The 25,088-nt window shown below is 36.9% G+C and carries 20 protein-coding genes; 12 read left to right on the top strand and 8 right to left on the bottom strand.

Going from position 1 to position 25,088, the window contains the following annotated elements; genetic code table 11:
• Positions 1-8 precede the first annotated feature (8 nt).
• Both OL225_RS01260 and hemH read left to right on the top strand, forming a co-directional pair.
• Complete coding sequence (locus OL225_RS01260) at positions 9-536, top strand: NADPH-dependent FMN reductase (protein WP_264517017.1); 528 nt, start codon at positions 9-11, stop codon at positions 534-536.
• A 15-nt stretch (positions 537-551) separates the two neighbouring features.
• On the top strand, positions 552-1,580 hold the full coding sequence (gene hemH, locus OL225_RS01255; protein WP_264517016.1) for a ferrochelatase: 1,029 nt from the start codon (positions 552-554) through the stop codon (positions 1,578-1,580).
• A gap of 76 nt (positions 1,581-1,656) precedes the next feature.
• On the opposite strand, the gene OL225_RS01250 is transcribed toward hemH, so the two are convergent.
• Together OL225_RS01250 and OL225_RS01245 are read right to left on the bottom strand one after the other, a co-directional pair.
• Positions 1,657-3,612, bottom strand: a complete 1,956-nt coding sequence (locus tag OL225_RS01250; protein ID WP_264517015.1) for a M4 family metallopeptidase — start codon at positions 3,610-3,612, stop codon at positions 1,657-1,659.
• 367 nt (positions 3,613-3,979) lie between these two features.
• On the bottom strand, positions 3,980-5,200 hold the full coding sequence (locus tag OL225_RS01245; protein ID WP_264517014.1) for a DUF5103 domain-containing protein: 1,221 nt from the start codon (positions 5,198-5,200) through the stop codon (positions 3,980-3,982).
• Positions 5,201-5,270: 70 nt separating this feature from the next.
• Here OL225_RS01245 and OL225_RS01240 point away from each other — a divergent pair, with 70 nt between their 5' ends.
• Positions 5,271-5,909, top strand: a complete 639-nt coding sequence (locus OL225_RS01240; protein ID WP_264518678.1) for an MBL fold metallo-hydrolase — start codon at positions 5,271-5,273, stop codon at positions 5,907-5,909.
• A gap of 197 nt (positions 5,910-6,106) precedes the next feature.
• Here OL225_RS01240 and OL225_RS01235 read toward each other — a convergent pair whose 3' ends face one another.
• From OL225_RS01235 to OL225_RS01225, 3 genes are read right to left on the bottom strand one after another with little or no spacing between them, the layout of a single operon-like run.
• Positions 6,107-8,536: a TonB-dependent receptor gene (locus tag OL225_RS01235; RefSeq protein ID WP_264517013.1), complete on the bottom strand. Its 2,430-nt coding sequence runs from the start codon at positions 8,534-8,536 to the stop codon at positions 6,107-6,109.
• A 22-nt stretch (positions 8,537-8,558) separates the two neighbouring features.
• Complete coding sequence (locus OL225_RS01230; protein ID WP_264517012.1) at positions 8,559-10,040, bottom strand: trehalase family glycosidase; 1,482 nt, start codon at positions 10,038-10,040, stop codon at positions 8,559-8,561.
• Between the two features lie 2 nt (positions 10,041-10,042).
• Entirely contained in the window at positions 10,043-11,272 is a 1,230-nt protein-coding gene (locus tag OL225_RS01225) for an MFS transporter (protein ID WP_264517011.1), read from the bottom strand.
• Positions 11,273-11,395: 123 nt separating this feature from the next.
• Here OL225_RS01225 and OL225_RS01220 point away from each other — a divergent pair, with 123 nt between their 5' ends.
• Positions 11,396-12,301, top strand: a complete 906-nt coding sequence (locus OL225_RS01220) for an AraC family transcriptional regulator (protein WP_264517010.1) — start codon at positions 11,396-11,398, stop codon at positions 12,299-12,301.
• Positions 12,302-12,592: 291 nt separating this feature from the next.
• Here OL225_RS01220 and OL225_RS01215 read toward each other — a convergent pair whose 3' ends face one another.
• The gene (locus OL225_RS01215; protein ID WP_047378998.1) at positions 12,593-13,147 is read right to left on the bottom strand and encodes a thioredoxin family protein; all 555 of its coding nucleotides are present in this window, start codon (positions 13,145-13,147) and stop codon (positions 12,593-12,595) included.
• 320 nt (positions 13,148-13,467) lie between these two features.
• Between OL225_RS01215 and OL225_RS01210 the strand changes: the two genes are divergently transcribed.
• From OL225_RS01210 to OL225_RS01195, 4 genes are all read left to right on the top strand, one after another.
• Complete coding sequence (locus OL225_RS01210; RefSeq protein ID WP_142017878.1) at positions 13,468-14,064, top strand: TetR/AcrR family transcriptional regulator; 597 nt, start codon at positions 13,468-13,470, stop codon at positions 14,062-14,064.
• Between the two features lie 364 nt (positions 14,065-14,428).
• Positions 14,429-15,589 carry an efflux RND transporter periplasmic adaptor subunit gene (locus tag OL225_RS01205; RefSeq protein WP_047379000.1) on the top strand — a complete coding sequence of 387 codons (1,161 nt, stop codon included), beginning with the start codon at positions 14,429-14,431 and terminating at the stop codon, positions 15,587-15,589.
• Between the two features lie 39 nt (positions 15,590-15,628).
• On the top strand, positions 15,629-18,811 hold the full coding sequence (locus OL225_RS01200; RefSeq protein ID WP_264517009.1) for an efflux RND transporter permease subunit: 3,183 nt from the start codon (positions 15,629-15,631) through the stop codon (positions 18,809-18,811).
• 171 nt (positions 18,812-18,982) lie between these two features.
• Positions 18,983-20,395: an efflux transporter outer membrane subunit gene (locus OL225_RS01195; protein ID WP_264517008.1), complete on the top strand. Its 1,413-nt coding sequence runs from the start codon at positions 18,983-18,985 to the stop codon at positions 20,393-20,395.
• Positions 20,396-20,655: 260 nt separating this feature from the next.
• Here OL225_RS01195 and miaA read toward each other — a convergent pair whose 3' ends face one another.
• Positions 20,656-21,576, bottom strand: coding sequence for a tRNA (adenosine(37)-N6)-dimethylallyltransferase MiaA (gene miaA / locus OL225_RS01190; RefSeq protein WP_264517007.1), 921 nt, complete (start codon positions 21,574-21,576; stop codon positions 20,656-20,658).
• 178 nt (positions 21,577-21,754) lie between these two features.
• Here miaA and OL225_RS01185 point away from each other — a divergent pair, with 178 nt between their 5' ends.
• From OL225_RS01185 to OL225_RS01170, 4 genes are all read left to right on the top strand, one after another.
• Positions 21,755-22,612: a YicC family protein gene (locus tag OL225_RS01185; protein ID WP_047379005.1), complete on the top strand. Its 858-nt coding sequence runs from the start codon at positions 21,755-21,757 to the stop codon at positions 22,610-22,612.
• Between the two features lie 86 nt (positions 22,613-22,698).
• Positions 22,699-23,265: a guanylate kinase gene (gene gmk / locus OL225_RS01180; protein WP_047379008.1), complete on the top strand. Its 567-nt coding sequence runs from the start codon at positions 22,699-22,701 to the stop codon at positions 23,263-23,265.
• A 109-nt stretch (positions 23,266-23,374) separates the two neighbouring features.
• Positions 23,375-24,394 (top strand): quinolinate synthase NadA, encoded by a 1,020-nt coding sequence (nadA, locus tag OL225_RS01175; protein ID WP_047379009.1) that lies wholly within the window; start codon positions 23,375-23,377, stop codon positions 24,392-24,394.
• A 52-nt stretch (positions 24,395-24,446) separates the two neighbouring features.
• Positions 24,447-24,608 (top strand): bacteriocin-like protein, encoded by a 162-nt coding sequence (locus tag OL225_RS01170; RefSeq protein WP_156118487.1) that lies wholly within the window; start codon positions 24,447-24,449, stop codon positions 24,606-24,608.
• A 263-nt stretch (positions 24,609-24,871) separates the two neighbouring features.
• On the opposite strand, the gene OL225_RS01165 is transcribed toward OL225_RS01170, so the two are convergent.
• Positions 24,872-25,081, bottom strand: coding sequence for a bacteriocin-like protein (locus OL225_RS01165; protein ID WP_047379010.1), 210 nt, complete (start codon positions 25,079-25,081; stop codon positions 24,872-24,874).
• Positions 25,082-25,088: the final 7 nt, after the last annotated feature.

Below are 25,088 nucleotides of genomic sequence, written 5' to 3'. Positions count from 1 at the left end.
GTTCGAAAATGTCTCCCGAAAAGAAAATTGTAGTCATTATTGGAAGTGCTTCGGAAAATTCCAGCAACCTGAAACTGATGGAGCAAGTACTGGAAAATATGAACAGCAGAGATTTCCAGATATGCAATGATCTTTCTGTTCTTCCCCATTTTGATACTGCCTTAACGGATGAGAATACTCCTGATGAAGTTCTTAAGATCAGAGAAGATATTGAAAACTCGACAGGCGTTATATTTTCTACTCCGGAATATATTTTCAGTATTCCCGGCCGATTAAAAAATCTGTTGGAATGGTGTGTTTCCACAACCATTTTTTCTGAAAAACCGGTTGCTGTGATCACCGCATCAGCCAGTGGAGAAAAAGGCCACGAAGAGTTATTGATGATTTTAAAGACTCTCGGAGCAGTAACGGATGATAAACATCAGGCATTAATAAAAGGGATAAAAGGCAAATTTGACAGCAATGGCTTACTTGAAAGTAATACCTTTGCTAAAGTATCAAAATTAGTAGCAGATTTTATAATGTCTGCTTCATAATTAAAAATTAGAATATTGAATAATAAAGGAATTTTACTGGTCAACCTCGGATCACCGAGATCAACCTCCGTAAACGACGTAAAGGAATATCTTGATGAATTTTTGATGGACGAAAGAGTGATCGATTATCGTTGGATCTTTCGTGCTCTTCTTGTACAGGGAATCATCCTGAAAACAAGACCTGCCAAATCTGCTGAAGCCTATAAAACAGTCTGGACAGATAAGGGTTCTCCACTGATTGTTATTACTGAACAGATTCAGAAAAAACTGCAGAAGGTAGTAGATGTACCGGTGGAAATCGGAATGAGGTATGCTGAACCGAGTATTGAAACTGGTATTCAGAAACTAGTAGATCAGGGAATCACTGAAATTGTTCTTTTTCCTTTATATCCTCAATATGCCATGAGTACAACGGAAACTGTCATTGAAAAGGCAGAAGAAGTAAGAAAAAAGAAGTTTCCAAAAATAAAGATCAATTATATTCAGCCTTTTTACAACAGGGATATTTATATTAACTGTCTGGCAGAAAGTATTAAAGAAAAACTTCCTGAAAATTTTGATGCCCTTCAGTTTTCTTACCATGGAGTTCCGGAAAGACATATTTATAAGACAGATCCTACCAAGACCTGTAACCTTAATGACTGTTGTTCCCGAGAAGACAATCCAAGTCATCAGTTCTGCTACCGTCATCAATGTTATAACACAACACAGCGTGTTATTGAGAAACTGAATTTACCCAAAGAAAAAACAATCGTTTCTTTCCAGTCAAGATTAGGAAAAGATAAATGGATTGAACCATATACCGATGAAACATTAGAAACAATTGGTAAAAAAGGGATAAAAAATCTGGCCATAGTCTGTCCTGCATTTGTCTCTGACTGTCTTGAGACTCTGGAGGAAATTTCTGTAGAAGGAAAAGAACAGTTTATGCACGGAGGTGGAGAGAATTTCCATTATATCCCATGCCTGAATGATGAAGACCGATGGATTGATGTAGTAAAAATACTTTGTGAAGAAAAACTCAATGATTTCTATTTGGTATAATTCACTTTACTCAAAATATACAAATGGCCACAAGTAATTCTTGTGGCCATTTTGTTGAATATATTAAAAATTTGGCTTATTTTTTAATCAGGTTTCCTGCTTTCTGTCCGTTTACCGTTACCACATATACTCCTGGAAGCATATTGGAAGGCAATTGGATGTTCAGTTTATTGGTACCGTCTGTCATCTCAACCTTTTCAGAAATTTCTTTCTTACCTGTAAGACTTACCAGTTCTACAATTCCTTTTCCGGCTTTACCTTCAAAGTTTATGGTGAATCTATCAGTTGCAGGGTTTGGACTAATTGTATAAAGCTGAGCATCTGTGGCCGCCACTTTTCCTGCTGCAGAAGTTCCGCCTCCTACACCTACTGCATTCCAGGCATTTTTAACCTGAGTTACTTCATTGCTGGTTGCTCCATACAAATCAGTAGCTGCCTGAATAGAATATGTTCTTGCGTTTGCATAATTGGATGATGACGTCAGATAAGTAGTTAATGTTCTGTAAGCAATAGCTCCTGCCTTATCCAGCCCGATTCCGGAAACATTATAAGCAAAACTGTTATCATTAGTACCAGAACCGCCTGTTACCAATAAATAATACCAGAAATTAAGTACTCCCGAGTTTGTATGTACCCAGCAAGAATCATTATAACCTGGTAAATTTGGATTTCCCTGAGGAGTACAAGAGCTGCTCGCATCTTTCCAATACTTTCCTTTATAAGTATCTGGCTGGCTGTAAGCATTTGGATTTGACATATCTCTGATCACATAACTGAAATCTTCACCCAGCGTCCAGCTTGCCTGAGTAGGTCTTGCCCAAAGTTCTATTGAGTTTCCAAAAACATCAGAAAAACCTTCATTCAATGCTCCGGATTCTCTTTGATAAGCAAGATTGGCTGTTTTAGAAGTCATCCCATGAGTAATCTCGTGGCCACAAACATCAAGAGCCGTTAGTGGCTTTCCTCCGTTTGTTGTAGAACTTCCATCTCCATAAGTCATTCTTGAACCATCCCAAAATGCATTGAAATAATTAGTAGAATAATGAACATAAGATTTGATGGCAAAATTATTATTATCTATACTTTTCCTTCCAAATTTTGTATAGTAATAATCCAGTGTCATTTCTGCTCCCCAATGAGCATCGGTAGCATACTGATCTTTATTGGTGTTTACATTATTCCAAACATTATCAGTATCTGTAAAGTCTACTGCACTTGAATAATTGGTTCCTTTTTTCAGATTGTATGTTTCTACAGCAGTGCCGCCATTTCTTCCTGTCTCTCTTAATCTATAACTTCCGTTATAAGAGTCAGCAACAATAGATCTGCTTCCGCTGTATGCTGTTGTGGCCGTTCCCGGAGTATTTACTTCGTGGATGATGGCATCCGTTCCCAATACTTTTCCGTTTTTAGCATCTACAAAAACATATTGTCTGCTTAATGGTTTTTCTGCATAAATATCGAATTTGTAGGCTAATGTTAAATCATTAAGTTTTTCATCTGTAGGATCTGAATAATATACCAATTCACCTTTAGGAACAAAGCTTGCATCGGAATCTCTTCTAATAAAATCTTCCTCTTCTTTATTCTGCCATTTGTAGGATTCTGCCCCAATGAATGATAAAGCATTCTGTAATGCAATACTTTCAGAAATATTGGCTTGCTTTTCAACTCCTTTCGGAACATTAAGAACCCATTTTCCTGACTGTCCTACAATTTTCCCTCCTTTTGTCTGTACAGCCATCATTCCGTATTCTACCGGAATACCATTTACAGTCTGTTGAAATCTGTGAGTTTCAAAACCCAACGCATCCTTTTCTAATCCTAATTTGAGTCCTTGCCCCTGAGAAAGCCTTTGTGAAGCTTCATCAAATAAAACCGGACTTCCCTGAAATGCCGGTGCATTTTTTTCAAATCGCATAAAATCTGCGTGTAATCCGCTTTTACCCGGATCTAATTTTGATGGTGTATTTTGTGCAAAAACAAAAGAACAGGCAGCAACGCTTGCCACTAAGATAAATTTCGTATTCATAATAATATTTGGTTGATTGTGTTGACGAATTTATAAACTTTTCACAATAAAACAATATAAAACATGAATAAAATTCAATAGATATTATAAATTAATAAATAAAACATAATGATGATTTTAAAACAAAGAAAAATATTTAAATATAATTTTTCCGTAATATAATTTTTAAATTAAAATATTTAATTAAAATCAAAATTTTGTGAATTATTTTTTTTCACTATGTAGTGCATTATAATCAGGAAAAATTATCCTGATCTGATATTTTAAAGTCTGATATTTTCAAAATTGCAAAAAAAATAAGGACCGTCTTAAGAGACAGTCCCAAATTATAGGTATATTTTTATGTAGAATGGTATCAAGTCATGATTTATCTTTTATTGGCAATTGGAGTTCTGAATTCTCCATATCCCATCAAGCCATCATAATTTCTTCCGAAAGGTGCATAATAAAGAAATGCCTGGTAAAGATTTTCCGTCTGCCAGAAATTACCGTTTACCTCACCGAAATTCAATGCACCATTTCCTTCTTTGGTCACTAAAACATAATTATAAAAACCTTGTTTCAGGAATATTTTAGCTACATACTGCTTGGTAGCTGCATCATACTGCATCTGATTTTCTTTACTCGGTTTATAATTATTAAATCCACCCAAAACATAAATCTCTTTATCTACCGGATCCGACTCAAGGTAGAAATGCACCCATGAATAGTCAGCTTCTCTTTCTGCATCTCTTTCTCTCCCTAAATCATTTCTTCTGTAATACCATGCCCCGTTGACATCCGGCTGGTACTGATAATTTAATGGAAATGCCCATACAGGATGAAGATAGGTCTGGTTGACATCATCTTTTATTTCAGTTGCCCGCACCATATCCGCCGCCATATTCATGTTTTTATTATCGAAATAATAAAACTCATTGTCTCCCGGAAACGTAAGATTCATCTGCTGGAAAAGCACCTGATTTCCTAAAACACTGCTTGGCTTCAGGTTAGAAATCACCATATTCGGGTTGTTATTCTGCATCACATTCATAGTGATTGAATTGACATTGGAAGAGATATCTCCTCCTTTCGGAGAAACATTCACTTCTACCCTCTGGTTAAGGTTAGGATTTTTTGCATCTGCAAATCTTGATATATTTAATGCCACAGATGTTGCATCTTCCACCAGGTAAAATCTTTTTTTGAAAAGAGGCTGATCTGCAGAATCTTTGTAAACAATCAGTTCATAATTCCCTGAAATCTTCAGCTGGATTTTATCATTCGGAAAAACAAGTTTATAGTGAGTATAAGCCTGTAAGGTATTGAATGAATACTGAAACTGATCCAGAAGAGCATTCATACTTCCGGCTGCAAATTCTGTAAAAAACAGATTATCATCATTCCAGTTTCTGTCATAATGTTTGAATGTATATCTATAGATCTGACTGCCATTGGTAAGATCATCAAAGCCCAGAACCAGCTGTTCACCAATCCTGATAACCGGGGTTTCATCATTGGTCTGAGGATTGAACAACTGAACACTTTGGATATTTTGTCCAAAAACCAGTCCGCTCAAAGTAAGTAAGAGTATTCGCAAAGTTTTCATTATGACGAAGATAACGAAAAATAGCCATTTTCTTAATAATATCGTATTTTTGAATAAAAAATATTCAGATATGCTTCAGATTCAAGGTTTCGTATTCAACTTTGCGAGCGAAAACACTTACATCATTTATAACGAGAATAAAAACGCATGGTTAATTGATCCGGGAAATATGAAAGGGCATGAAACTCAGGCTATTGACAGTTTCATTTCAGAAAACGGACTGAAAATTCAGAAAATTCTTCTGACCCACGCACATATTGATCATGTATTGGGACTTCAATGGGCTTTTGATACGTTCAAAGTACCCGTAACAATGCATCAGGAGGATCAGGAAGTTCTGGATATGCTTCAGGCAAGTGGAATGAGATTCGGAATGCAGGTAGATCCTGTAAAAGTAGATGTGGAATATATAAAAGAAGGCGATGAACTGGATCTGGATGGTGAAAAATTTAAAATTTACCATGTTCCGGGACACTCTCCGGGAAGTATAGTTTATCATAACGAAAATCAAAAATTCATGATCTCAGGAGATGTTCTTTTTGAAGGGAGCATCGGAAGAACAGATTTATATAAAGGAAATTATGAGCAGCTGATTGATGGTATTAAATCAAAGCTTTTCATCCTGGATCAGGATACACAGGTCTTCTCAGGACATGGAAATCCTACCTCGATTGGTTTTGAAAAGCAGTATAATCCGTTTTTGAAGTAAGAGAGCTTGAGAGTTCTGCTCATGTTCATTCAAACTTTAATATGTTCAGAATTCTCTTATTATTTTACCTGTAAAAATCCCGCAGAATAAGCCAAATACTATTTTAAAATCGGCTTAATCTGCGGGAGAACATAAAAATAAAAAAATACAAAACCGTCAGTAACTTCGACGGTTTTGTTGTTATAAAGAAATAGAAATTAGAAATCCAAAGTGATTGATGCTCTGGCTGCAGCCCCCATAATAGGTCTTGCCATGATGATTCCATCTCCGTTTGGAGAACCCGCTCTTGGGTCACCTTCTGTGATTCCGATTGTATTAAAGATATTGGTTCCGTCCACAGCAAAACGTATTCTTCCTAATTGGTAAGACATTCCTGCCCCAAATTCGGTGAATGAAGGCAATGTCTGCACATTCTTTTCATCCTGAAAACGTTTTCCATAGTAATTCATGCTTACATAAGCTCTCCATGCTTTTGTAATATTGACTGCCGGTGAAATATTAAAGAAAAACTTAGGCATTCTTCTTACCACATTTCCTTCAAGAACACTTCCGGCCTCAAGGTTTTTATATTTAGGACTCTGGATTGTCCCGTTGAATATTACTTCTAAAATATTATTGAATAAACGGGCGAAACCTTCCACTTCAACTCCATAGTTTTCTGTATTGGCGAAAGTATTTTCGGATTTACCATCGGAGAAAACATCCGTAAATGAGAGGTTCTTCAAGGTAGAATAGAACGGAATTACTGCTATATCAAAAGTTCGCGAGTAATATTTGTATCCTACTTCCAGCTGATTGGTTGTTACAGATTTTAAAGGTTTATCGGGATTCGGATTGGAGAAATAGTTGTAATATGCTTCTTCATTCGGTGATCTGAAACCGTTAGAAAAACGGGCATACACTGCATTCTCTCTATTGATCTTATAATTAGCGGCTAATGTGAAAGATACCTTATCTACATTATAATTCCAGTATGTGTATTTATTTCCAAGCACGCTCATGTTATCGTCAGCTGTGGTTGTGACAAAACTGTGTGTTCCGTCGGTCGTTAACCCGGAATTATTTAAATTGGAAGAGGTTGTATTGGCAAAGTTTCCTTTATAATAATCATGGCTGTAGCGAAGACCTCCATTCACACTTAAAGCATCGGTAATATTATAATCCAGGTTTACATAAAGATCATTCAAACTTCCCTGAGTCTGGGTATCTCTCTGTAAAAATGTCATATTGGCAACTCCGTTATACGTTTTAGAATATCCAACATCTGAAGGACTTAAAGAAGTATCTACCAGATTCAGTAACTCCGGTCTGTCTGTAGCTGTAGTCAGGATATTACTCCAGTTCCAGTATTGATGCGATTTCCAATTAGATTTATAAAAACCTGCAGTAACATTTCCCTGGTCAAATTTATAATTGAATTGCAGATCATTCACAAAATTATTCATCTGTTTGTCAATTGCCCAGAATCCCAGCTTCTGTACATATTCAGGATTAACCACAGCTCCGTTGCTCACCAGTGAATACTGATAATTGTTGCCGGCAATTCCGTTGCTTTTAGCAAATTCTGCCATCGTCTGCGGACCTCCTGCAGGGAAAATTCCTGTATAATTCATGTTGATATTGGTGTATCTGGTCTTGTTTAAAACGCTGAAATTGTTTCCAAGATCATATTTAAATTCTGCTCCTAATACATCTACTTTCGGATGAATTCCGTCTTCAAGATTTCTGTTGAAAAATCCACCTCCGGCCTGTGGTATATTCAGCTGACTGATTGCTCTGTAGCTGTATGTTCCGTAATTAGGATCAAAATTCTGGAACCCTTTCAGCTTGTTGCCGTTTTGCACCAAAGGAATAGGAAGGAAGAATGTATTTCTGTCATCCAGTTTTTTGTAATATACTTTTACATAGCCTTTATCAAAGACATATTTCAGATTCATCCTGATTTGTCCGCCATTATTGGCTTTGAAACCCGTTTTTCTGATCCCGTCATCTGTTCTGTAGAAACCTCCTACATTAAAGAACAATTTATCCTGAACCAAAGCTCCACCTACATTCACATCGGTACGCATCAACCCATAAGTACTTGTTTCCAGCTTTGCCGTACCTCTGAAATCATTGGTCCCTTCTCTGGTAATAAAGTTGATCAAACCACCGGGAGAATTGGTTGCAAAAATGGATCCGGAACCACCTCTCAAAGCTTCCATACGGTTGACCGAATTATCTACACGAAAAAAGTTATCCGCATTGGCAAATTGAAGAGCTCCGTCTTCAAAAACCGGAAGTCCGTCTTCCTGTACCTGTACAAACTCATAAGCTCCTGCGGAAGGAATTCCTCTTGCAAAAAGATTGTTTCCCACTTCCCCACCAGAAGTTTCTACAGCAAATCCCGGAACTCTTTGTAATAAAGCAGCTGCACTGATTGGATTCTGCTTCTGAATTTCTTTAGAACTGAATGTGGAAATCGCTGTACTGGATTCTATTTTTTTCTTTGGATTTGAATTTCCTGTGATGACAATCTGATCGATAGAGGAAATTTTTGCAGAATCCTGCGGAGTTTCCTGGGCATAAGCATTATTAAAATATAACGTAGCTGTTGCGGCGATTAAAAAGATTGATTTTTTTTTCATAGCCTTATTTTTATTGTTAGTTTCAGTTTTGTTGTAATTGTAAATACACTCCATTGGTCCAACCGAATCCATCCTGATTAGGGTATTCCCCGCCGCCTGCTATTGTTTCTGTGTCTAATGCATTGTATTTTTCCATTAGTTTTCCGGTATTCTTGTAAACTCTTTCTACATTGGAACACCAGTTATTTTTTATTTTCTCAGCCAGTTCATCAAAGCCATAATTTTTCATTGCTTTAAAGCCCAGCCACTGATAAGGAGCCCATGCATTGGGAAGATCCCACTGCTGGCCTGAGTTTTTAGTAGTTGTGACCAATCCGCCTTTGTAAAGAAATTTCTCAGCTATAGCTTTAGCAACTGCCTCTGCCTGTTCCTGATCTGCAATTCCAAGGAATAAAGGGTAAAGAGCAGCAATATGTTCAGACGGTGTTTTTGTGTTTTTTTTAGTGTGATAATCTTTATAATTGTTAGTATTTCTATCCCAGAAATATTTATTGATCATCTGTCTTCGGCTTGCTGCTCTTTCTGAAAAATAATTTTCTTTGTCACTCAGATTCTGAAGCGCTGAAGATTTTGCCAAAGTCATTTCCAGATGCCACAACAGGCAGTTCAGATCTACTTGTGCAAGATTCAGTGTTTCTATCGTCTGTATATTTTCTCCGTCTGCAAACCATCTGCTGGAAAAATCCCAGCCGGATTCACAGGCACTTCTTATATTTCTGTAGAATTCATCACCTGAAGTGGTCTCATAATCTTCAATGTCGATCAGATAACTCTCAGGGCGTGGTGCATTTTCTGCATCGTAATAGCGGTTCAGAATATCTCCGTTTGTTGTTTTAACCACTCTTTTTACGCTGGATGCGTTTTCAAGCCATTCTTCGCCATTCATCCAGAAAGCATATTCTTTCTCCAGAGTTTCGTGGTATTGTGTATAAATTCCTTCATTATGCGTCGTTTCAAAAAGAAGATCCAGCATTAATGAAAAATAAGGCGGTTGAGATCTGCTCAGGAAATGAGTTCTGCTCGCATTAGGAACAAATCCTACATTCAGGATCAGGTAAGAGCAGTTTTCAATGATATTTTCCATCATTTCTATTCTGCCGGAAACTTGTAATCCAAGCATAATAAAATAGCTATCCCAATAGAAAAACTCATTAAAACGACCTCCCGGAACGATATAAGGTTTGGGTAATTTTAAAAGTGTCCCTTTTTCCTCATAGGCTGTACGGGTAAGTTCATCCCATAATTTTTCAATATGTTCACCAATTGGAAGTTGCTCTTCTCTGTGTACAGAAACTCTTGCTCCTAAAAAATCAAAATGGGTCATCACAAAATCTTTCAGGTTAAAACCTTCAGTTTTTTTTGATTTTTCATAATCTTCATTAATCTTTGCAATAGGAAACAGAGGAACTGCATCCGTCATCATTTTCTGATCTTCAAAAATTTCAGATCTCTGCACATCATCAAACAGACTTTGAATTTCGTTTATGTAAAGCTGATTACTCATTATTATTTTTTAGGATTAATTTTTAATTTATTCATGAAAACCGCGGATGTGATCAGTAATGAAAGCGGAATCAGGGAAAGATAAAATGCCTGCTGCCCGCTGAACTCCTGAAATACAAAACCGGTAATAATAGAACCTATAGTTCCCCCGATTGCTGAGAAAACAACTATCAATCCTGACATTGCACTGTGCAAATATTTGGGGATAGATGCCAGAATTACAGAATTAATGCTTGGATAAATAGGTGCCAGCAAACCTCCCATCAGAGGAAATAAATAGACCACCAAAGGTGCATTCATCCAATTTGTATTCGTATCAATATGAATATTATGGGTAAGAGGTAAAACCAGTAGTAAACTGATGGCAAAACCAACCACACAGAAAGAAACTACATAGATCCAGCTGAATTTTTTGGAGAAGAATCCCGATAAAAATCTTCCCAACGCAAAAGCTCCTGCCAAAACCGCTCCCGCCTGGATGCTCATGGATGTAGGCACTTTTAAAATTTCCTTATAAAATGTAGGTGTCCAGGTTTGAAAGCTCTGTTCCACCAATACAAAAAGGAAAGCACATAATAAAAAGCACAAAACTTTTTTATAACTGAAAAGGCTTACACTGTTTCTTAAATCTCCCAAGAGATCTGTTTTCTCACTTTTAGCCTCCTGTTCATTCAATTTTGAAAAGAATAAGAATAAAAAAGATAAGCTTGAAAGTCCTCCCAGAATCCAGTATACATTCAGCCATTCTGTAGATTTCGGATTGTGATCATCTATATATAAGCTGAATAAAACATTTCCAGCCAATACTCCGATCATAAAAAAACCTTCCAGAAATCCCATAAAACTGGAATGTTCTTTATCTGTTTCCGTTACCAATCCAATAGAAGTAAAAACCGATATTTTGATTAGTGCAAATGAAACTCCTACGGTTGCAAATAATAATTTAAAAACCCAGAAGTCATTGGTAAACGGCATTACAAAACACATGCAGCTTACCAGCAATAAAGCAATCAGCATCGATTTTTTGATTCCTATCTTCGGAAGAAATGAAGCCAGAATGAAAGAACATATGGCAATCGGAAGGTCTTTGAAGCCTTCCAAAACGCTGGCCGAAGATTTTGAAATCCCAAAATTCTGCTGTACCTGTAGAATGACTGTTCCTACAGAATTCAGAAGAATTGCGAAGACAAAATAGTTTAAAAATAAAACGGCCTTGATGTTAATATTTTTCATTCAGGTTATTTCTTGTCAGCTAAGATAGAAGCATTTGTGTTAACGATAATTTAACACAGTAAATCAATATTTGAACTATATTAATATAATTAGTATTTTTAGTAATTAAATATGATTAATTAAATGAAAGTTACTTTTGAAAGGGTAATCCCTAATGAAAAGAGCTCGTTCCGCACAATTCATAATAACTCCCCTATTTCAGAATTCAAATGGGAGTACCATTATCATCCCGAAATTGAGCTGGTATGTGTCATTTCCGGCAACGGAACCCGCCATGTAGGTTACCATAAAAGTAATTACACAAATGGAGATCTGGTATTAATCGGCTCCAATATTCCCCACTCCGGATTTGGACTGAATTCTATTGATCCACACGAAGAAATTGTACTTCAGTTCAAAGAAGAAATTTTGCAGTTTCCCGAGCAGGAAGTAGAAGCCAGATCTATCAAAAACCTGTTGGAACTTTCAAAATACGGGATTCATTTTCATCATAAGGTAAAAAAAGTAATGCTTCCCAAACTGAAGCTTATGCTGGAATCAGAGGGTTACAAAAGATATTTGCTGCTGCTTGAAATTCTTTTTGAACTTTCAAAATGTGAAGACTATGATCTTCTGAACAAAGAAATCATGCCCTACACCATTATTTCCAAGAATAAAACCCGTCTTGAAAATATCTTCACCTATGTAGAACATCATTACGACAAGGAAATTGATATTGAAGACGTTGCCAAACTGGCCAATCTTACTTTGCCTGCGTTCTGTAATTTCTTTAAAAAAGCAACTCAGATCACGTTCACAGAGTTTGTGAACCGCTATAGAATCAATAAAGCATGTCTGCTGATGGCTCAGGACAGATCTATTTCAGAATGCAGCTATCAATGTGGTTTTAATAATGTGACGTATTTTAACAGGATGTTTAAAAAATATACGGGGAAGACTCCTTCGGAATTTATCAGGAATTACTCTCATAATAAAGTGAATGTGGATCTGAAGGTTGAAAAGGAGACTAAGGTTAAAGCAAGTTTTTAATAGTAGTATAGACTCCTGCGGAGTGACAATTCGCATGGTTATACTAAGCGTTATACTTGTCCATTCCGTAGGAATCTAGGCTTAGTTATAGACATTTTACAGAGGCAAAACTACGCTGAGGCTCCTGCGGAGTGACAAAGTAGATGGAGAAATTTACTAAGAATTAAAAATCTGCTTCCTCTGCAAAATCTGCGAGAGAAAGCCCCAATCTATGAATCAACAAGAAACAAAAAAGCCACTCTAAAAGAGCAGCTTTGTATTATTAAGTAAAAACCAGTAACTAAATAAACCTTATTTCCATTTAATATTACATCCCATACTTGGTCTTTGAATTTCTTCCTGCGCTTCTCCAGCCAAAAGATTTTCAAAAGCAATAATCAGATCCTCACCTGTAACATCTTTATTATTTCCAGGTCTTGAATCATCCATCTGACCTCTGTATACAAGATCCAGTTTATCATCAAAGAAATAAAAATCCGGTGTACAAGCAGCCTCGTAAGCTTTAGCTACAGCCTGGCTTTCATCGAATAAATAAGGGAAATCAAAATTTCTTTCAATCTGGAATTCGATCATTTTTTCAGGAGAATCTGCCGGATATTTTTCAATATCATTAGCATTGATAGCAATGAATTCAATTCCACGTTCGTTATAATCTTCGTATAATTCATTGATCTTGTCGATCACATGAAGAACAAATGGACAGTGGTTGCACATGAAGATCACCAAAGTTCCTTTTTCTCCTTTCAGTTCGTCCAAAGACTGAAGTTCATTCGTTTTTGACGGGTTAGGAAGTTCAAAAAACGGTGCTTTTGTTCCTAATGCCAGCATATTTGAGGGAGTATTCATATCCTTTTTTCTTTACCGCAAAGATAGATATTTCTTTTATTAATTGAGCTGGGTTCTGAAACAGACCTTTTATTTTTAGTAGAGGAAGGAAACTGGAAGCTGGAGGAGGGAAGATTTTTAGACCTCAAAAATAGTTATAGTCAAATTCTATTAATGGTATTTTTTTAACGCGAAACAACTTCCAGCCCCCATTCTTCCTGCTTCTAACCTTTGATCTATTTTTCTTTAAATAGTTGCCCAATCTATAAAACTCATAATATCCTTTGGAAGTTATATTAAAAAGTTTGTAGTTTTGCTAACGCTGTTAGTAAATAAATATCATGGGTCTACATGAACGCCGTCAACGAGAAAAAGAATCTATCCGCGCAAATATTTTGCAGGCTGCTTTCACGTTGGCTAAAACTGAAGGCTGGGCATCACTTTCTATGCGAAAGATAGCAGACGCTATTGAGTATAGTGCCCCGGTGGTGTATGATTATTTTGAAAATAAAGAAGCTATTTTATTTGAAATTTCATTAGATGGCTTCCACAAGTTACACATAGAATTATTAAAAGCTCAACAGAAACATGATACTCCGGAAGAACAGCTTGTTGCGATTGTGGATGCTTACTGGAACTTTGCTTTTAAAAATAAGGAATATTACCAGCTAATGTTTGGTCTTGGAATGCAGTGTTGCGGAAAAGGTCAGATGAAAAAGGAATTTTCATCATTTCAGGAGCTTATCTATGAATGTACTTATGAGATTATAAAGAAAAACGGATCCAATCCGGACAATGCCTGTCATATGTCTCACGCTCTGTTTTCTGCCGTACACGGAATGATCTCTATTATGATGATGCGTACAGCTGATATCCCTTCTACAATGAATAAGACGACATTAGACGAAACTGTTTCGGCTTTTATTAAGTCTTTGTAAATTTTTTTTGAATTAAAAATTAACACCGTTAGGAAATTTAACACTGAATTAATTTAAATTATTCTGTTTTTCCTGATTAAAAACTCAATCTTTTATGAAACCATTCATAGTATTCAGTTGTTAAAATTAGTCATTTTTTGCTTATCAATTAACACTGTTAGTAAAATTAACACACCTTACACCATCATTATACACTTAAATACATTAAAAACAATTTTCAATTATGGAAACAATCGACTTCATTGGACATTAAAAATTCTGTAATTTTTTTTGAACTAATTATTAACACTGTTAGGAAAAAATACAGCATTTATTAAAACACTTTACTTACCTCTAACACTTCATTAAAAAAATTAAACCAACAATGAAATTACCTGGAAAAACAAGGTTTATTGTACTTATTGCAAGTATAATTCTTTTACAGAGCTGCACAAAAGCCGCAGAAGGAACCAATGCCGCGCCTCCAGCTCCAGAACTTCCGGTTTATACCGTTATTACATCACCCGCTACTACATATCAGGAATTCCCAACTGCTTTGGAAGGGAAAAACAACGTAGAAATCAGATCTCAGGTAGACGGATATCTGGATAGAATCTATGTAGAAGAAGGAGCTTATGTAAGAGCAGGACAACCGTTATTTAAAATAGATTCAAGAAGCTACGGCGAGCAGATGAATATGGCTCAGGCTAATCTTCAGGCTGCCAATGCCAATATTCAAAAGGCAAGAGTGGAAGTAGACAGACTTCAGCCATTGGTTGCTGCAAAAGTAGTTTCTGATGTACAGCTTAAAACAGCAAAAGCCAATTATGAAGCTGCCGTTGCTGCTGCTTCTCAAGCCAGAGCCTCTGTTGGAAGCGCAAGAATCAACGTAGGATTTACCACCATTACAGCTCCTGTAAGCGGTTATATTGGAAGAATTCCTTACAAAAAAGGAAGTCTGATCTCCAGAACAGATCCAAATCCATTAACATTATTATCTGATATCAGTGAAATCTATGCCTATTTCTCTTTAAGTGAACTTGATTTCATTGCTTTCCAAAACAAATACCCGGGAGCAAGCTTAGAAGAGAAACTTAAAAATATGCCGATGGTAGATCTTGTCATCGCCGATAACAGTACTTACCCTGAAAAAGGAAGATTGAGTATTGTAGACGGGCAATTTGATAAAACTACGGGAGCTATCAGCGTACGTGCCGTTTTCCCTAATACCAACGGAACTTTAAGAACCGGGAATACAGGAAGAGTACGTATGCCTCAGCTGATCTCGAACGCTGTAGTTATTCCACAGGAATCTACATTCGAAATTCAGGATAAAACCTATGTATATGTGATGGATAAAGATAAAAAAGTAATGGGAAGACCTATTAAAATATCTGGAAAAACAGACAGTTATTACTTTATTTCTGAAGGACTTTCCCGTGGCGAAAAAATCGTATACACAGGAATTGGAAGCTTAAAAGACGGCGCATCCATCAGACCGAAAAACATTTCGTCTGACAGCTTATTAAAAGCGAAACCATTATAGTCCTTTACAAAACAGAAGACTTAAAAAAATAAACTTCTTATGTTAAAACAATTTATAGAAAGACCGGTCCTTTCAACGGTCATCTCCATAATACTCTTATTATTGGGAGCTTTGTCTCTCTTTAATTTACCGATTGCCCTCTTCCCGGACATCGCTCCACCAAGTGTACAGGTAACGGCATTCTATCCTGGAGCTAATGCTGAAGTTGTAGCACGTTCGGTTGCCACCCCTATTGAGGAAGCTGTAAACGGAGTTGAGAACATGACTTACATGACCTCAAATTCCAGTAACGACGGTACAATGACACTAAGTGTATTCTTCAAACAGGGTGCTGATGCTGATAATGCGGCGGTAAACGTACAGAACCGTGTATCGAAAGCTATGAGCCAGTTACCTCAGGAGGTAGTACAGGCTGGGATTTCAACACAGAAAGTACAGAATAGTATGATCATGTTCATGGGATTAACCAGTGAAAATGAAAAGCAATATGATGAACTATTCCTTCAAAACTATTTGAAGATCAACGTAATTCCACAGATACAGCGTATTCCCGGAGTTGCACAGGCTCAGGTATTCGGAACAAGGGATTATTCAATGAGAATCTGGTTGAAACCGGATCGTCTGGCATCAAATAATCTTTCTCCACAGGAAGTTTTGGCAGCCATTAAAGATCACAACCTTGAAGCTGCCCCAGGCCGTCTTGGACAGGGAAGTAAGGAAACTTACGAATATATCCTTAAGTATAAAGGAAAACTGAATAAGAATGAAGACTATGAAAACATTGCTATTAAAGCAAACAGTGACGGTTCTTTCTTAAGATTAAAAGATGTTGCACGAGTAGAGTTCGGATCTTATACCTATACTGCCACCAACAGAGTAGACGGAAAACCCGTTGCCGGATTTGCGATCTTACAGACAGCAGGTTCTAATGCCAACGAAATCCTGACAGAAATTGAAAAGCAGGTGAAAGTAATGGAAACCACGCTTCCAAAAGGAGTGAAACCCATTATCATGTATAATTCCAAGGACTTCCTTGATGCTTCGATTCATCAGGTTGTGGAAACACTTGTTATTGCCTTTGTATTGGTATTTATTGTAGTATTTATCTTCCTTCAGGATTTCAGATCTACATTAATTCCGGCTATTGCAGTACCAGTAGCGATTATCGGAACATTCTTCTTCCTGCAGTTATTTGGCTTCAGTATCAACATGCTTACTTTATTTGCATTGGTACTCGCCATTGGTATTGTAGTGGATGATGCCATTGTAGTGGTAGAGGCCGTCCATTCTAAAATGGAACAGACAGGTATGCCGGTAGAACAGGCTACAATGAACTCGATGAGTGAAATTTCAGGAGCCATCATTTCCATTACATTGGTAATGTGTGCCGTATTTATTCCGGTTGGTTTCATGCAGGGACCTGCAGGGGTTTTCTACAGACAGTTTGCTTTCACATTAGCCATTGCGATTTTAATATCAGCAGTAAATGCATTAACATTGAGCCCGGCATTATGTGCGATGTTCTTAAATGATCCTCAGGGAGAACATGGTGAACACGGTCATAAAAAAGGTTTTGGAGCAAGATTCTTCAATGCTTTCAATGCCAGCTTCAACAGCATGACCAGAAAATATATCTACAGTCTTAAATTTTTAATTAAAAACAAATGGGTTGCGATAGGAGGTCTTGTGGTCATTACAGCAGCAAGTGTTTTCCTTATCAAAAAAGCACCATCAGGATTTATTCCTACTGAAGACCAGGGATTCGTATTGTATGCAGTGAATACTCCTCCGGGAAGTTCACTGGAAAGAACGCACAGAGCGACAGCACAAATTGATAAAATTATCAATGGTGAAAAAGCAACCAACCACCTTTGGGTAGCAGATGGGATGAACTTCATCAGTAATGCTAATGCTTCCCCTTATTCCGCAGGTTTCATTAAACTTAAAGATTATGACAAACGTGGTGAAATGAAAGATCCTGATCAGATTGCTGCAACATTAACAGGCAAGGTAAGCCAGGTGAAAGATGCCAATGCATTCTTCTTCAACTTCCCTACTGTACAAGGTTTCGGTAACGTTTCCGGATTTGAATTCATGCTTCAGGATAAAACAAATGGTTCTTTCGAACAGTTGGGAACAACTACTCAACAGTTCATTGGAGAGCTGATGAAAAGACCTGAGATTGCATTCGCCTTTACAACATATGCAGCCGGAAATCCTCAGTATACCATTGATGTGGATACGGATAAAGCCAATCAGCTGGGTGTTTCTGTAACAGAATTGATGCAGACTATGCAGATTTATTTCGGAAGCAGCTTTGTATCGGATTTCAACAGATTCGGAAAGTATTACAGAGTAATGGCTCAGGCAGATATTCCTTACCGTACGGATGTCAATTCACTTGAAGGAATTTATGTGAAAAATAAATCAGGAGAAATGGTTCCTGCAAAAACTTTGGTGACGTTAAAAAGATCTTTCGGTCCTGAAACGGTAACAAGAAATAACCTTTTCAACGCAGTAACGATTAACGGAACTCCAAAACCTGGTTACAGTACCGGAGATGCCATCAAAGCCGTAGAAGAAGTTGCTCAGCAATCCCTTCCAAGAGGATATGGATATGAATGGACAGGGATTACCCGTGAAGAAATTAAAACAAGTGGACAAACTTCATTTATCTTCTTCTTAAGTATCTTGTTTGTTTATTTCTTACTGGCAGCTCAATATGAAAGCTACATTCTTCCGTTTGCGATTATTCTTACCATTCCAACAGGGATTTTCGGGGTATTTGCATTCACAGGGCTAGCGGGAATTGATAACAATATTTATGTTCAGGTAGGCTTGATTATGCTGGTCGGGCTACTGGCCAAGAATGCCATCCTGATTGTAGAGTTTGCCGTACAGAGAAGAAAAGCAGGTAAAACATTAATTGAATCTGCTCTTCAGGCATCAAGATTACGTTTAAGACCAATCTTAATGACTTCTTTCGCTTTCATCGTGGGAATGCTTCCACTGGTATGGACACAGGGTGCTTCCTCAAAAGGAAACCATTCTATCGGTTATAGTACCGTAGGAGGAATGCTTACAGGAGTAATATTGGGAATCTTTATCATTCCGGTAATGTACGTAGTATTCCAGTATCTGCATGAAAAAATGCCAAGCAGAAAAAAGAAAAGACTTCTGAAAAAACAAATGGAGGAAGAACTTTTAGCTGCTAGTCACTAATAAAAAAATGAATAACAAAAACTTAGAGAAAATTTTAAGATCATAGGTTTACCTATTTACCTGCCTGTTCTTAATGGTTTGAAAAAGCTAACTATTTTCTCCTACTAAAGACAATTTGTGCCTCAATAGAAACCTCTCTAAGTTTTGTGTTCAATTAAAAGTTTAAAAACTATGAAAAGAGTAAAAAATATTATTCTAACATTTGTACTGGCCATAGGCTCTGTTTCGTGTGTATCCAAGCTGGCATACACGGAACCTGAGCTTCCTCTTCCGGAAAAATTCCAGTACACCGCAACTGCCGACACAGCCAGTATAGCCAATCTGGAGTGGAAACAGTTTTTCAGCGACCCTATTTTACAGGGATTGATTGAAAAAGGAATTAAAAATAATTATGACCTTCAGATCGCCTTAAAGCAGGTTGCTGCTTCACAGGAAAAACTGAAACAGGCAAAATATATGCAATATCCGGACGTTGGCTTCGGAGTAAACGGACAGATTTCAAGACCTTCCAAAAACAGTATGAACGGGCAAAGCTTAAATTTATTTTTAGGATCAAGCCATGTTGAAGATTATAATGCAGCCTTTAACCTTTCATGGGAAGCGGATATCTGGGGGAAAATTAAAAACCAGCAGGAAGTTTCAAGAATGCAATATCTTCAGACTTATGAAGGTTCAAAAGCAGTTCAGACTCAGGTAGTAGCAGCAATTGCACAAGGGTATTATAACCTGTTGATGCTTGACAGACAATTAACTATTGCAAAATCTAATCTGGAACTAAGCAGCAATACTCTGATGATTACACAGAAAATGTGGGAAAGTGGTGATAACACCTCTTTAGGAGTACAGCAGGCAGCCGCACAGAAACAGGCAACAGAACTTCTGATTGCTCAGCTGGAACAGAATATTGCTATTCAGGAAAATGCATTGAGTATTCTGACAGGCGAACTGCCTAACAAAGTAAACAGAACCATTGAAATGTCTGATACTTCATTACCTCAGAATATTTCCGCAGGGCTTCCGGCAGCTATGGTAAGCCGAAGACCGGATGTGCGCCAGCAGGAATTGGTTTTATTAGAATCCAATGCCATGGTAGGAATTGCTCAGGCGAATATGTATCCGGCATTGAAGATTACAGCCAATGGAGGAGTAAATTCATTTAAAATTGATAACTGGTTTCAGATTCCGGCTTCATTATTCGGATCCGTTTTAGGAGGAATTACCCAGCCTATTTTCCAGAAAAGACAATTAAAAACAGACCTTGCAGTAGCAAAAATTCAAAGGGAAAGAAATGTTCTGGCCTTCCGTCAATCGGTATTGAATGCTGTTGGAGAAATTTCTGATGCTTTGGTTTCTAATGAAAATTTAAAAGTTCAGGAACAGAAAGCCACAGAGCAATCTACCACGTTAAAAGATGGAATTAAGAGTGCACAACTTCTTTACAAAGGAGGTTCAGCCAATTACCTGGAAGTGATTACAGCACAGGGAAATTCCCTACAGGCAGAGTTGAATCTGGCTTCCATTAAAAGACAGAGATTAAGCAGTATTGTAGATCTATACAGAGCTTTAGGCGGCGGTTGGAAGTAGTAAATTAAATTATATTTGTTGAAAGTGCGGTTCTTTTCAGAGCCGCATTTTTTTCAGTATAAAAACGCCCTAATTAATCACCATCTGTACTGTCATTCTGAATGGAACAAAGTGGAATGAAGAATCTTTAAAAACAATCGATGGGATTCTTCCTTCGTCAGAATGACAAACTAAGCGCTTAGTTTATCCGCACACTATGTCATTCCGTAGGAATCTATATTTTAAAAACTCCTAAAGTCGTTTAATAATGTAAAAGCATCTTATTTTTCAAACTCCTCCGCAATCCATTGAAGTAAATCTTCAAAATCTTTTTCAGAATATCCCAATTGTAAATAATGAATATCATCCGCCTTTCTGTACCATGTCAGCTGGCGTTTCGCATATCTGCGGCTATTCTTTTTTATTTCTGAAACAGCAAAATCAAGATCCCATTCTCCGTCAAAATATTTGAATAATTCTGCATAGCCCACAGTATTCAAAGCGGTCAGATCTTTGAATTTTTCAAGACCTTTCACCTCATCCAGCAAGCTATTTTCCATCATCATATCCACTCTGCGGTTGATTCTGTCATACAGTTCTTCTCTTGGGGCTTCTATTCCGATTCTAATGACATTAAAATCTCTGCCATTCTGAGAAACCGAAATATGTTCAGAATATTTTTTATCCGTTTGCCAGATAATATCAATGGCTCTCAACAACCTGCGGTGATTGTGAATATCCACCACACTGAAATATTCAGGATCGAGTTCTTGTAAGATTTCCTGAAGTTTTTCTATTCCTGCCTGCTCCATAATAGTCTGAAGTTTCTCCTGATTTTCAGCATTCGCTTCTGGTAAATCATGCAGACCTTCTATCACAGCTTTTTCATACATCATGCTTCCGCCAACAAGAATTACGGTGTCATGCGTAGTAAAAAGTTCATTGAGTTTTTGAAGGGCATCTTCTTCGTACTGTCCGATAGAATAATAGTCTTCCACTGAAAGATTTCCGATAAAATGATGAGGTGCTCCAGCCAGTTCTTCTTCTGAAGGTGCTGCTGTACCTATTTTCATTTCTTTAAAAAACTGACGGGAATCACAGGAAATAATCTCCGTATTGAAATGCTGAGCCAAATCAATTGCCAATCTCGTTTTACCAATTCCGGTGGGTCCTACAACAGAAATCAAATTTTTCTTTTTCACAGCGCTAATTTACGAAAATGAGTTTATTTAATTGGCTGGAAGATGGAGGCAGAAAGTGGGAAGATTATTATAAATATAAATTATATCTAATTTTAACTTCCAGCCTCCATCTTCCAGCCATTCAACATTAACCAAACTATAGACTTAAATGTTTATCTTTGTAGAACAATAAAAAACTATGATTTTATCAATGACCGGATTCGGTAGAGCCGAAGATGTTTTTGAAGGAAAAAAAATTACTATAGATATTAAATCTCTGAACAGCAAGAGCTTTGATTTGAATATTAAAATTCCTTTACGTTATAAAGAAAAAGAATTTGAAATCAGAAAAATTCTTAACGATAGAATTATCCGTGGAAAAGTAGACTGTTACGTTAATATTGAGAATCTTGAGGAGTCCAATGATGTAAAAATTAATAAAAACTTAATTGACTCTTATATCAACGAACTTAGAAACATAGCTTCTGACGGACCCAATTTCGAATACCTTAAAATGGCGGTAAGACTTCCTGATGCCATTACGTCAAGGCCTGACGAGCTTACGGAAGGTGAATGGGAAGCATTGGCAAAAATTGTCAATAATGCCGTGGACAGATTTGAAGAATTCAGAAGAACTGAAGGCAGCATTCTACATGAAGAACTAAACAGGAATATTCAGAATATTGACAAATATCTTGGAGAAGTGATTCCTTTTGAAGAAGAAAGAATTGTAAGCGTGAAAGAGCGTTATCAGAAATCTTTGAAAGAATTTGAAAACGTAGATGAAACACGTTTTTACCAGGAAATGGCCTATTTTACTGAAAAACTTGATATTTCTGAAGAAAAGGTAAGACTTGCCCAGCACCTGAAATATTATAAAGAGGTAATGGACAATGAATCTTTCAACGGAAAAAAACTGGGCTTTATTTCTCAGGAAATCGGAAGAGAGATCAATACATTAGGTTCTAAAGCTAATCACGCAGAAATCCAGAAACTGGTAGTGATGATGAAAGATGACCTGGAAAAAATTAAAGAACAAACGCTAAACGTATTGTAATGATAGGTACGAGTTACGAGATGCGTGGTTGTCATTTCTAAGAAAAGAACCCGAAACTCGGACCTCGTAACCCGAAATTGTAAAAAATGGATAAAGTAATTATATTTTCAGCACCATCAGGGAGCGGAAAAACTACATTGGTAAAGCATTCACTGGAAACATTTCCGGAACTGAATTTTTCAATCTCATGTACCACAAGACAACCAAGAGGAAGTGAAGTTCATGCAGTAGATTATCATTTTCTGACACCTGATGAATTCAGACAGAAAATTTCTGAAGGTGCTTTTGTAGAATATGAAGAAGTATATACTGACAAATATTACGGTACTTTAAAATCTGAAGTAGAAAAAATCTGGAATCAGGGAAAAGTAGTTATTTTTGATGTAGATGTAAAAGGAGGTATTTCTTTAAAAAAATATTTCGGTGAAAAAGCCCTGTCTATTTTTATAGAACCACCTTCCATTGAAGAATTGGAACGAAGATTGATTTCAAGAAATACAGATGATGCAGAAACCATAAAAACCCGTGTAGCAAAGGCAGAAGAAGAAATGTCCTACGCCAGCGAGTTTGACAAGATCGTTATTAATGAAGATCTTGATGCAGCTAAAATAGAAATAGAAAGTTTAATAAAAAGTTTTATAGAAAGAAACTAGAAGCTAGAAATTAGAAGTTAGTTTTTTAATTTCAGGAAAATTATCCTCATTTTATACTAACTTCTAATGTCTAATCTCTAACTTCTATAAAGGAAAAATTGAGGTTGATATGAGTACCGAAACATTAGAAAAAGCTAAATCTGCAATTCCTGTCAGAGGATTTCTGGATATTAAAGATATTGCTATTCCTCAGGGTGAAGAGCTTGTAAAAGCAATTCTTAAACTTAAAGAGGAAAAAAATGCTGTTATTCTTGCCCATTATTACCAGCCCGGAGAAATTCAGGATATCGCTGATTTCCTTGGAGATTCTTTACAACTGGCAAGACAGGCAAAAGATACAAATGCTGACATGATTGTATTCTGTGGAGTACATTTCATGGCAGAAGCAGCTAAAATTCTGAATCCAACTAAAAAAGTAGTTCTCCCTGATACTATGGCCGGATGCTCTCTGGCAGATGGTTGTTCCGGAGAAGGACTGAGAAAAATGCGTGAACAGCACCCGAATGCTTTAATTGCAACTTACATTAACTGTAACGCAGAGACTAAAGCAGAAAGTGATATTATCGTAACCAGTTCAAATGCTGAAACTGTAATAGAAGCACTTCCGAAAGACAGACCTATCATTTTTGCACCGGACAAAAACCTTGGAAGATATTTATCTAAGAAAACAGGCCGTGACATGATCCTTTGGGATGGAAGCTGTGTAGTACACGAAGCATTTTCAATGGAAAGAATTGCTCAGCAGCTCGCTGATAATCCTGATGCTAAGCTGATTGCACACCCCGAAAGTGAAGAAGCTGTTCTGAAACTGGCTCACTTTATCGGCTCTACTTCTGCCCTGTTGAATTATGTAGAAAAAGATGACTGTCAGAAATTCATCATTGCGACAGAAGAAGGAATTCTTCATGAGATGAGAAAACGTGCTCCTCACAAGGAATTGATTCCTGCATTGGTTTTTGATGAAAGCTGTAACTGCTCAGAATGTTTCTATATGAAACGTAATACAATGGAAAAGTTGTATTTATGTATGAAGTATGAACTTCCTGAAATTCTTATCGACGAAGAATTAAGATTAAGAGCACTGAAACCTATTGAGGCAATGCTAGATCTTTCTAAAAGTATAAAATAATTTTTTTGTTATTCAATATTTATTATATTTAGCATTCAAACTAATAATAAATATGAAAAATCTAAAAAAATTAGACAGAAGAAGTCTTAAAAATGTAAACGGCGGCGGCAGTAGTTGCAGCTTAAACTGTGAAATACATGAAACCTGTGGCCAAGGCTGTAATGGAGAATTAATCTGCGTACCAAGAGGAATGTACATTCCGGATAATTGTTAAAAAAATAAAGCACTGTTTTCACAGTGCTTTTCTATTTTAGTCTGCAGTAATTGCAACAAAACAATCTGTGCTTACAACAACGCACATCCTGCAATTCTCGGATAATGTCCAATATGCCTCGCACGAAGGATCGGTGGAAGAACCTGGTCCAAAAACGAGATGCGTAGGACAGCCATCACATTTGGATACACCTGCTCCCTTCATCTGTTCCAAATCTCTTCTGTTCATTTTTTTTAAATTTTTCATAAAAGTCCGATTATCTTTTAAGAAACTCCTCCGTCCACACACTCCATACTTACTAACACACACATCTTACAGTAGTCAGGCAGTCCCTGATAAGCAGAACATGGATACTGATATTCAGGACCATCTCCAAATGTAGCGTGTTGTGGACATCCTGCACATCTTGACGGACCTGCTGCTCCGTTTAATTGTTCAAGTTCTTTTCTGTTTAATTTCTTTAAATTTTTCATAGTAGTT

The organism is Chryseobacterium viscerum, from assembly GCF_025949665.1.
In the GTDB taxonomy this organism is placed as follows: Bacteria; Bacteroidota; Bacteroidia; order Flavobacteriales; family Weeksellaceae; genus Chryseobacterium; species Chryseobacterium viscerum_A.
Note: the sequence above shows the minus strand (reverse complement) of the source record. Positions and strands in the feature narration are given on the sequence as shown.

Coding starts and splice junctions, on each gene's coding strand:
- OL225_RS01215 (WP_047378998.1), bottom strand. CDS start 13,147: ATGAATACTCCCTCAAATATGCTGGCATTAGGAACAAAAGCACCGTTT.
- OL225_RS01165 (WP_047379010.1), bottom strand. CDS start 25,081: ATGAAAAATTTAAAGAAATTAAACAGAAAAGAACTTGAACAATTAAAC.
- gmk (WP_047379008.1), top strand. CDS start 22,699: ATGGATAAAGTAATTATATTTTCAGCACCATCAGGGAGCGGAAAAACT.
- OL225_RS01240 (WP_264518678.1), top strand. CDS start 5,271: ATGCTTCAGATTCAAGGTTTCGTATTCAACTTTGCGAGCGAAAACACT.
- OL225_RS01185 (WP_047379005.1), top strand. CDS start 21,755: ATGATTTTATCAATGACCGGATTCGGTAGAGCCGAAGATGTTTTTGAA.
- OL225_RS01195 (WP_264517008.1), top strand. CDS start 18,983: ATGAAAAGAGTAAAAAATATTATTCTAACATTTGTACTGGCCATAGGC.
- OL225_RS01200 (WP_264517009.1), top strand. CDS start 15,629: ATGTTAAAACAATTTATAGAAAGACCGGTCCTTTCAACGGTCATCTCC.
- OL225_RS01225 (WP_264517011.1), bottom strand. CDS start 11,272: ATGAAAAATATTAACATCAAGGCCGTTTTATTTTTAAACTATTTTGTC.
- nadA (WP_047379009.1), top strand. CDS start 23,375: ATGAGTACCGAAACATTAGAAAAAGCTAAATCTGCAATTCCTGTCAGA.
- OL225_RS01230 (WP_264517012.1), bottom strand. CDS start 10,040: ATGAGTAATCAGCTTTACATAAACGAAATTCAAAGTCTGTTTGATGAT.
- OL225_RS01245 (WP_264517014.1), bottom strand. CDS start 5,200: ATGAAAACTTTGCGAATACTCTTACTTACTTTGAGCGGACTGGTTTTT.
- OL225_RS01170 (WP_156118487.1), top strand. CDS start 24,447: ATGAAAAATCTAAAAAAATTAGACAGAAGAAGTCTTAAAAATGTAAAC.
- OL225_RS01250 (WP_264517015.1), bottom strand. CDS start 3,612: ATGAATACGAAATTTATCTTAGTGGCAAGCGTTGCTGCCTGTTCTTTT.
- OL225_RS01260 (WP_264517017.1), top strand. CDS start 9: ATGTCTCCCGAAAAGAAAATTGTAGTCATTATTGGAAGTGCTTCGGAA.
- OL225_RS01205 (WP_047379000.1), top strand. CDS start 14,429: ATGAAATTACCTGGAAAAACAAGGTTTATTGTACTTATTGCAAGTATA.
- OL225_RS01220 (WP_264517010.1), top strand. CDS start 11,396: ATGAAAGTTACTTTTGAAAGGGTAATCCCTAATGAAAAGAGCTCGTTC.
- OL225_RS01235 (WP_264517013.1), bottom strand. CDS start 8,536: ATGAAAAAAAAATCAATCTTTTTAATCGCCGCAACAGCTACGTTATAT.
- OL225_RS01210 (WP_142017878.1), top strand. CDS start 13,468: ATGGGTCTACATGAACGCCGTCAACGAGAAAAAGAATCTATCCGCGCA.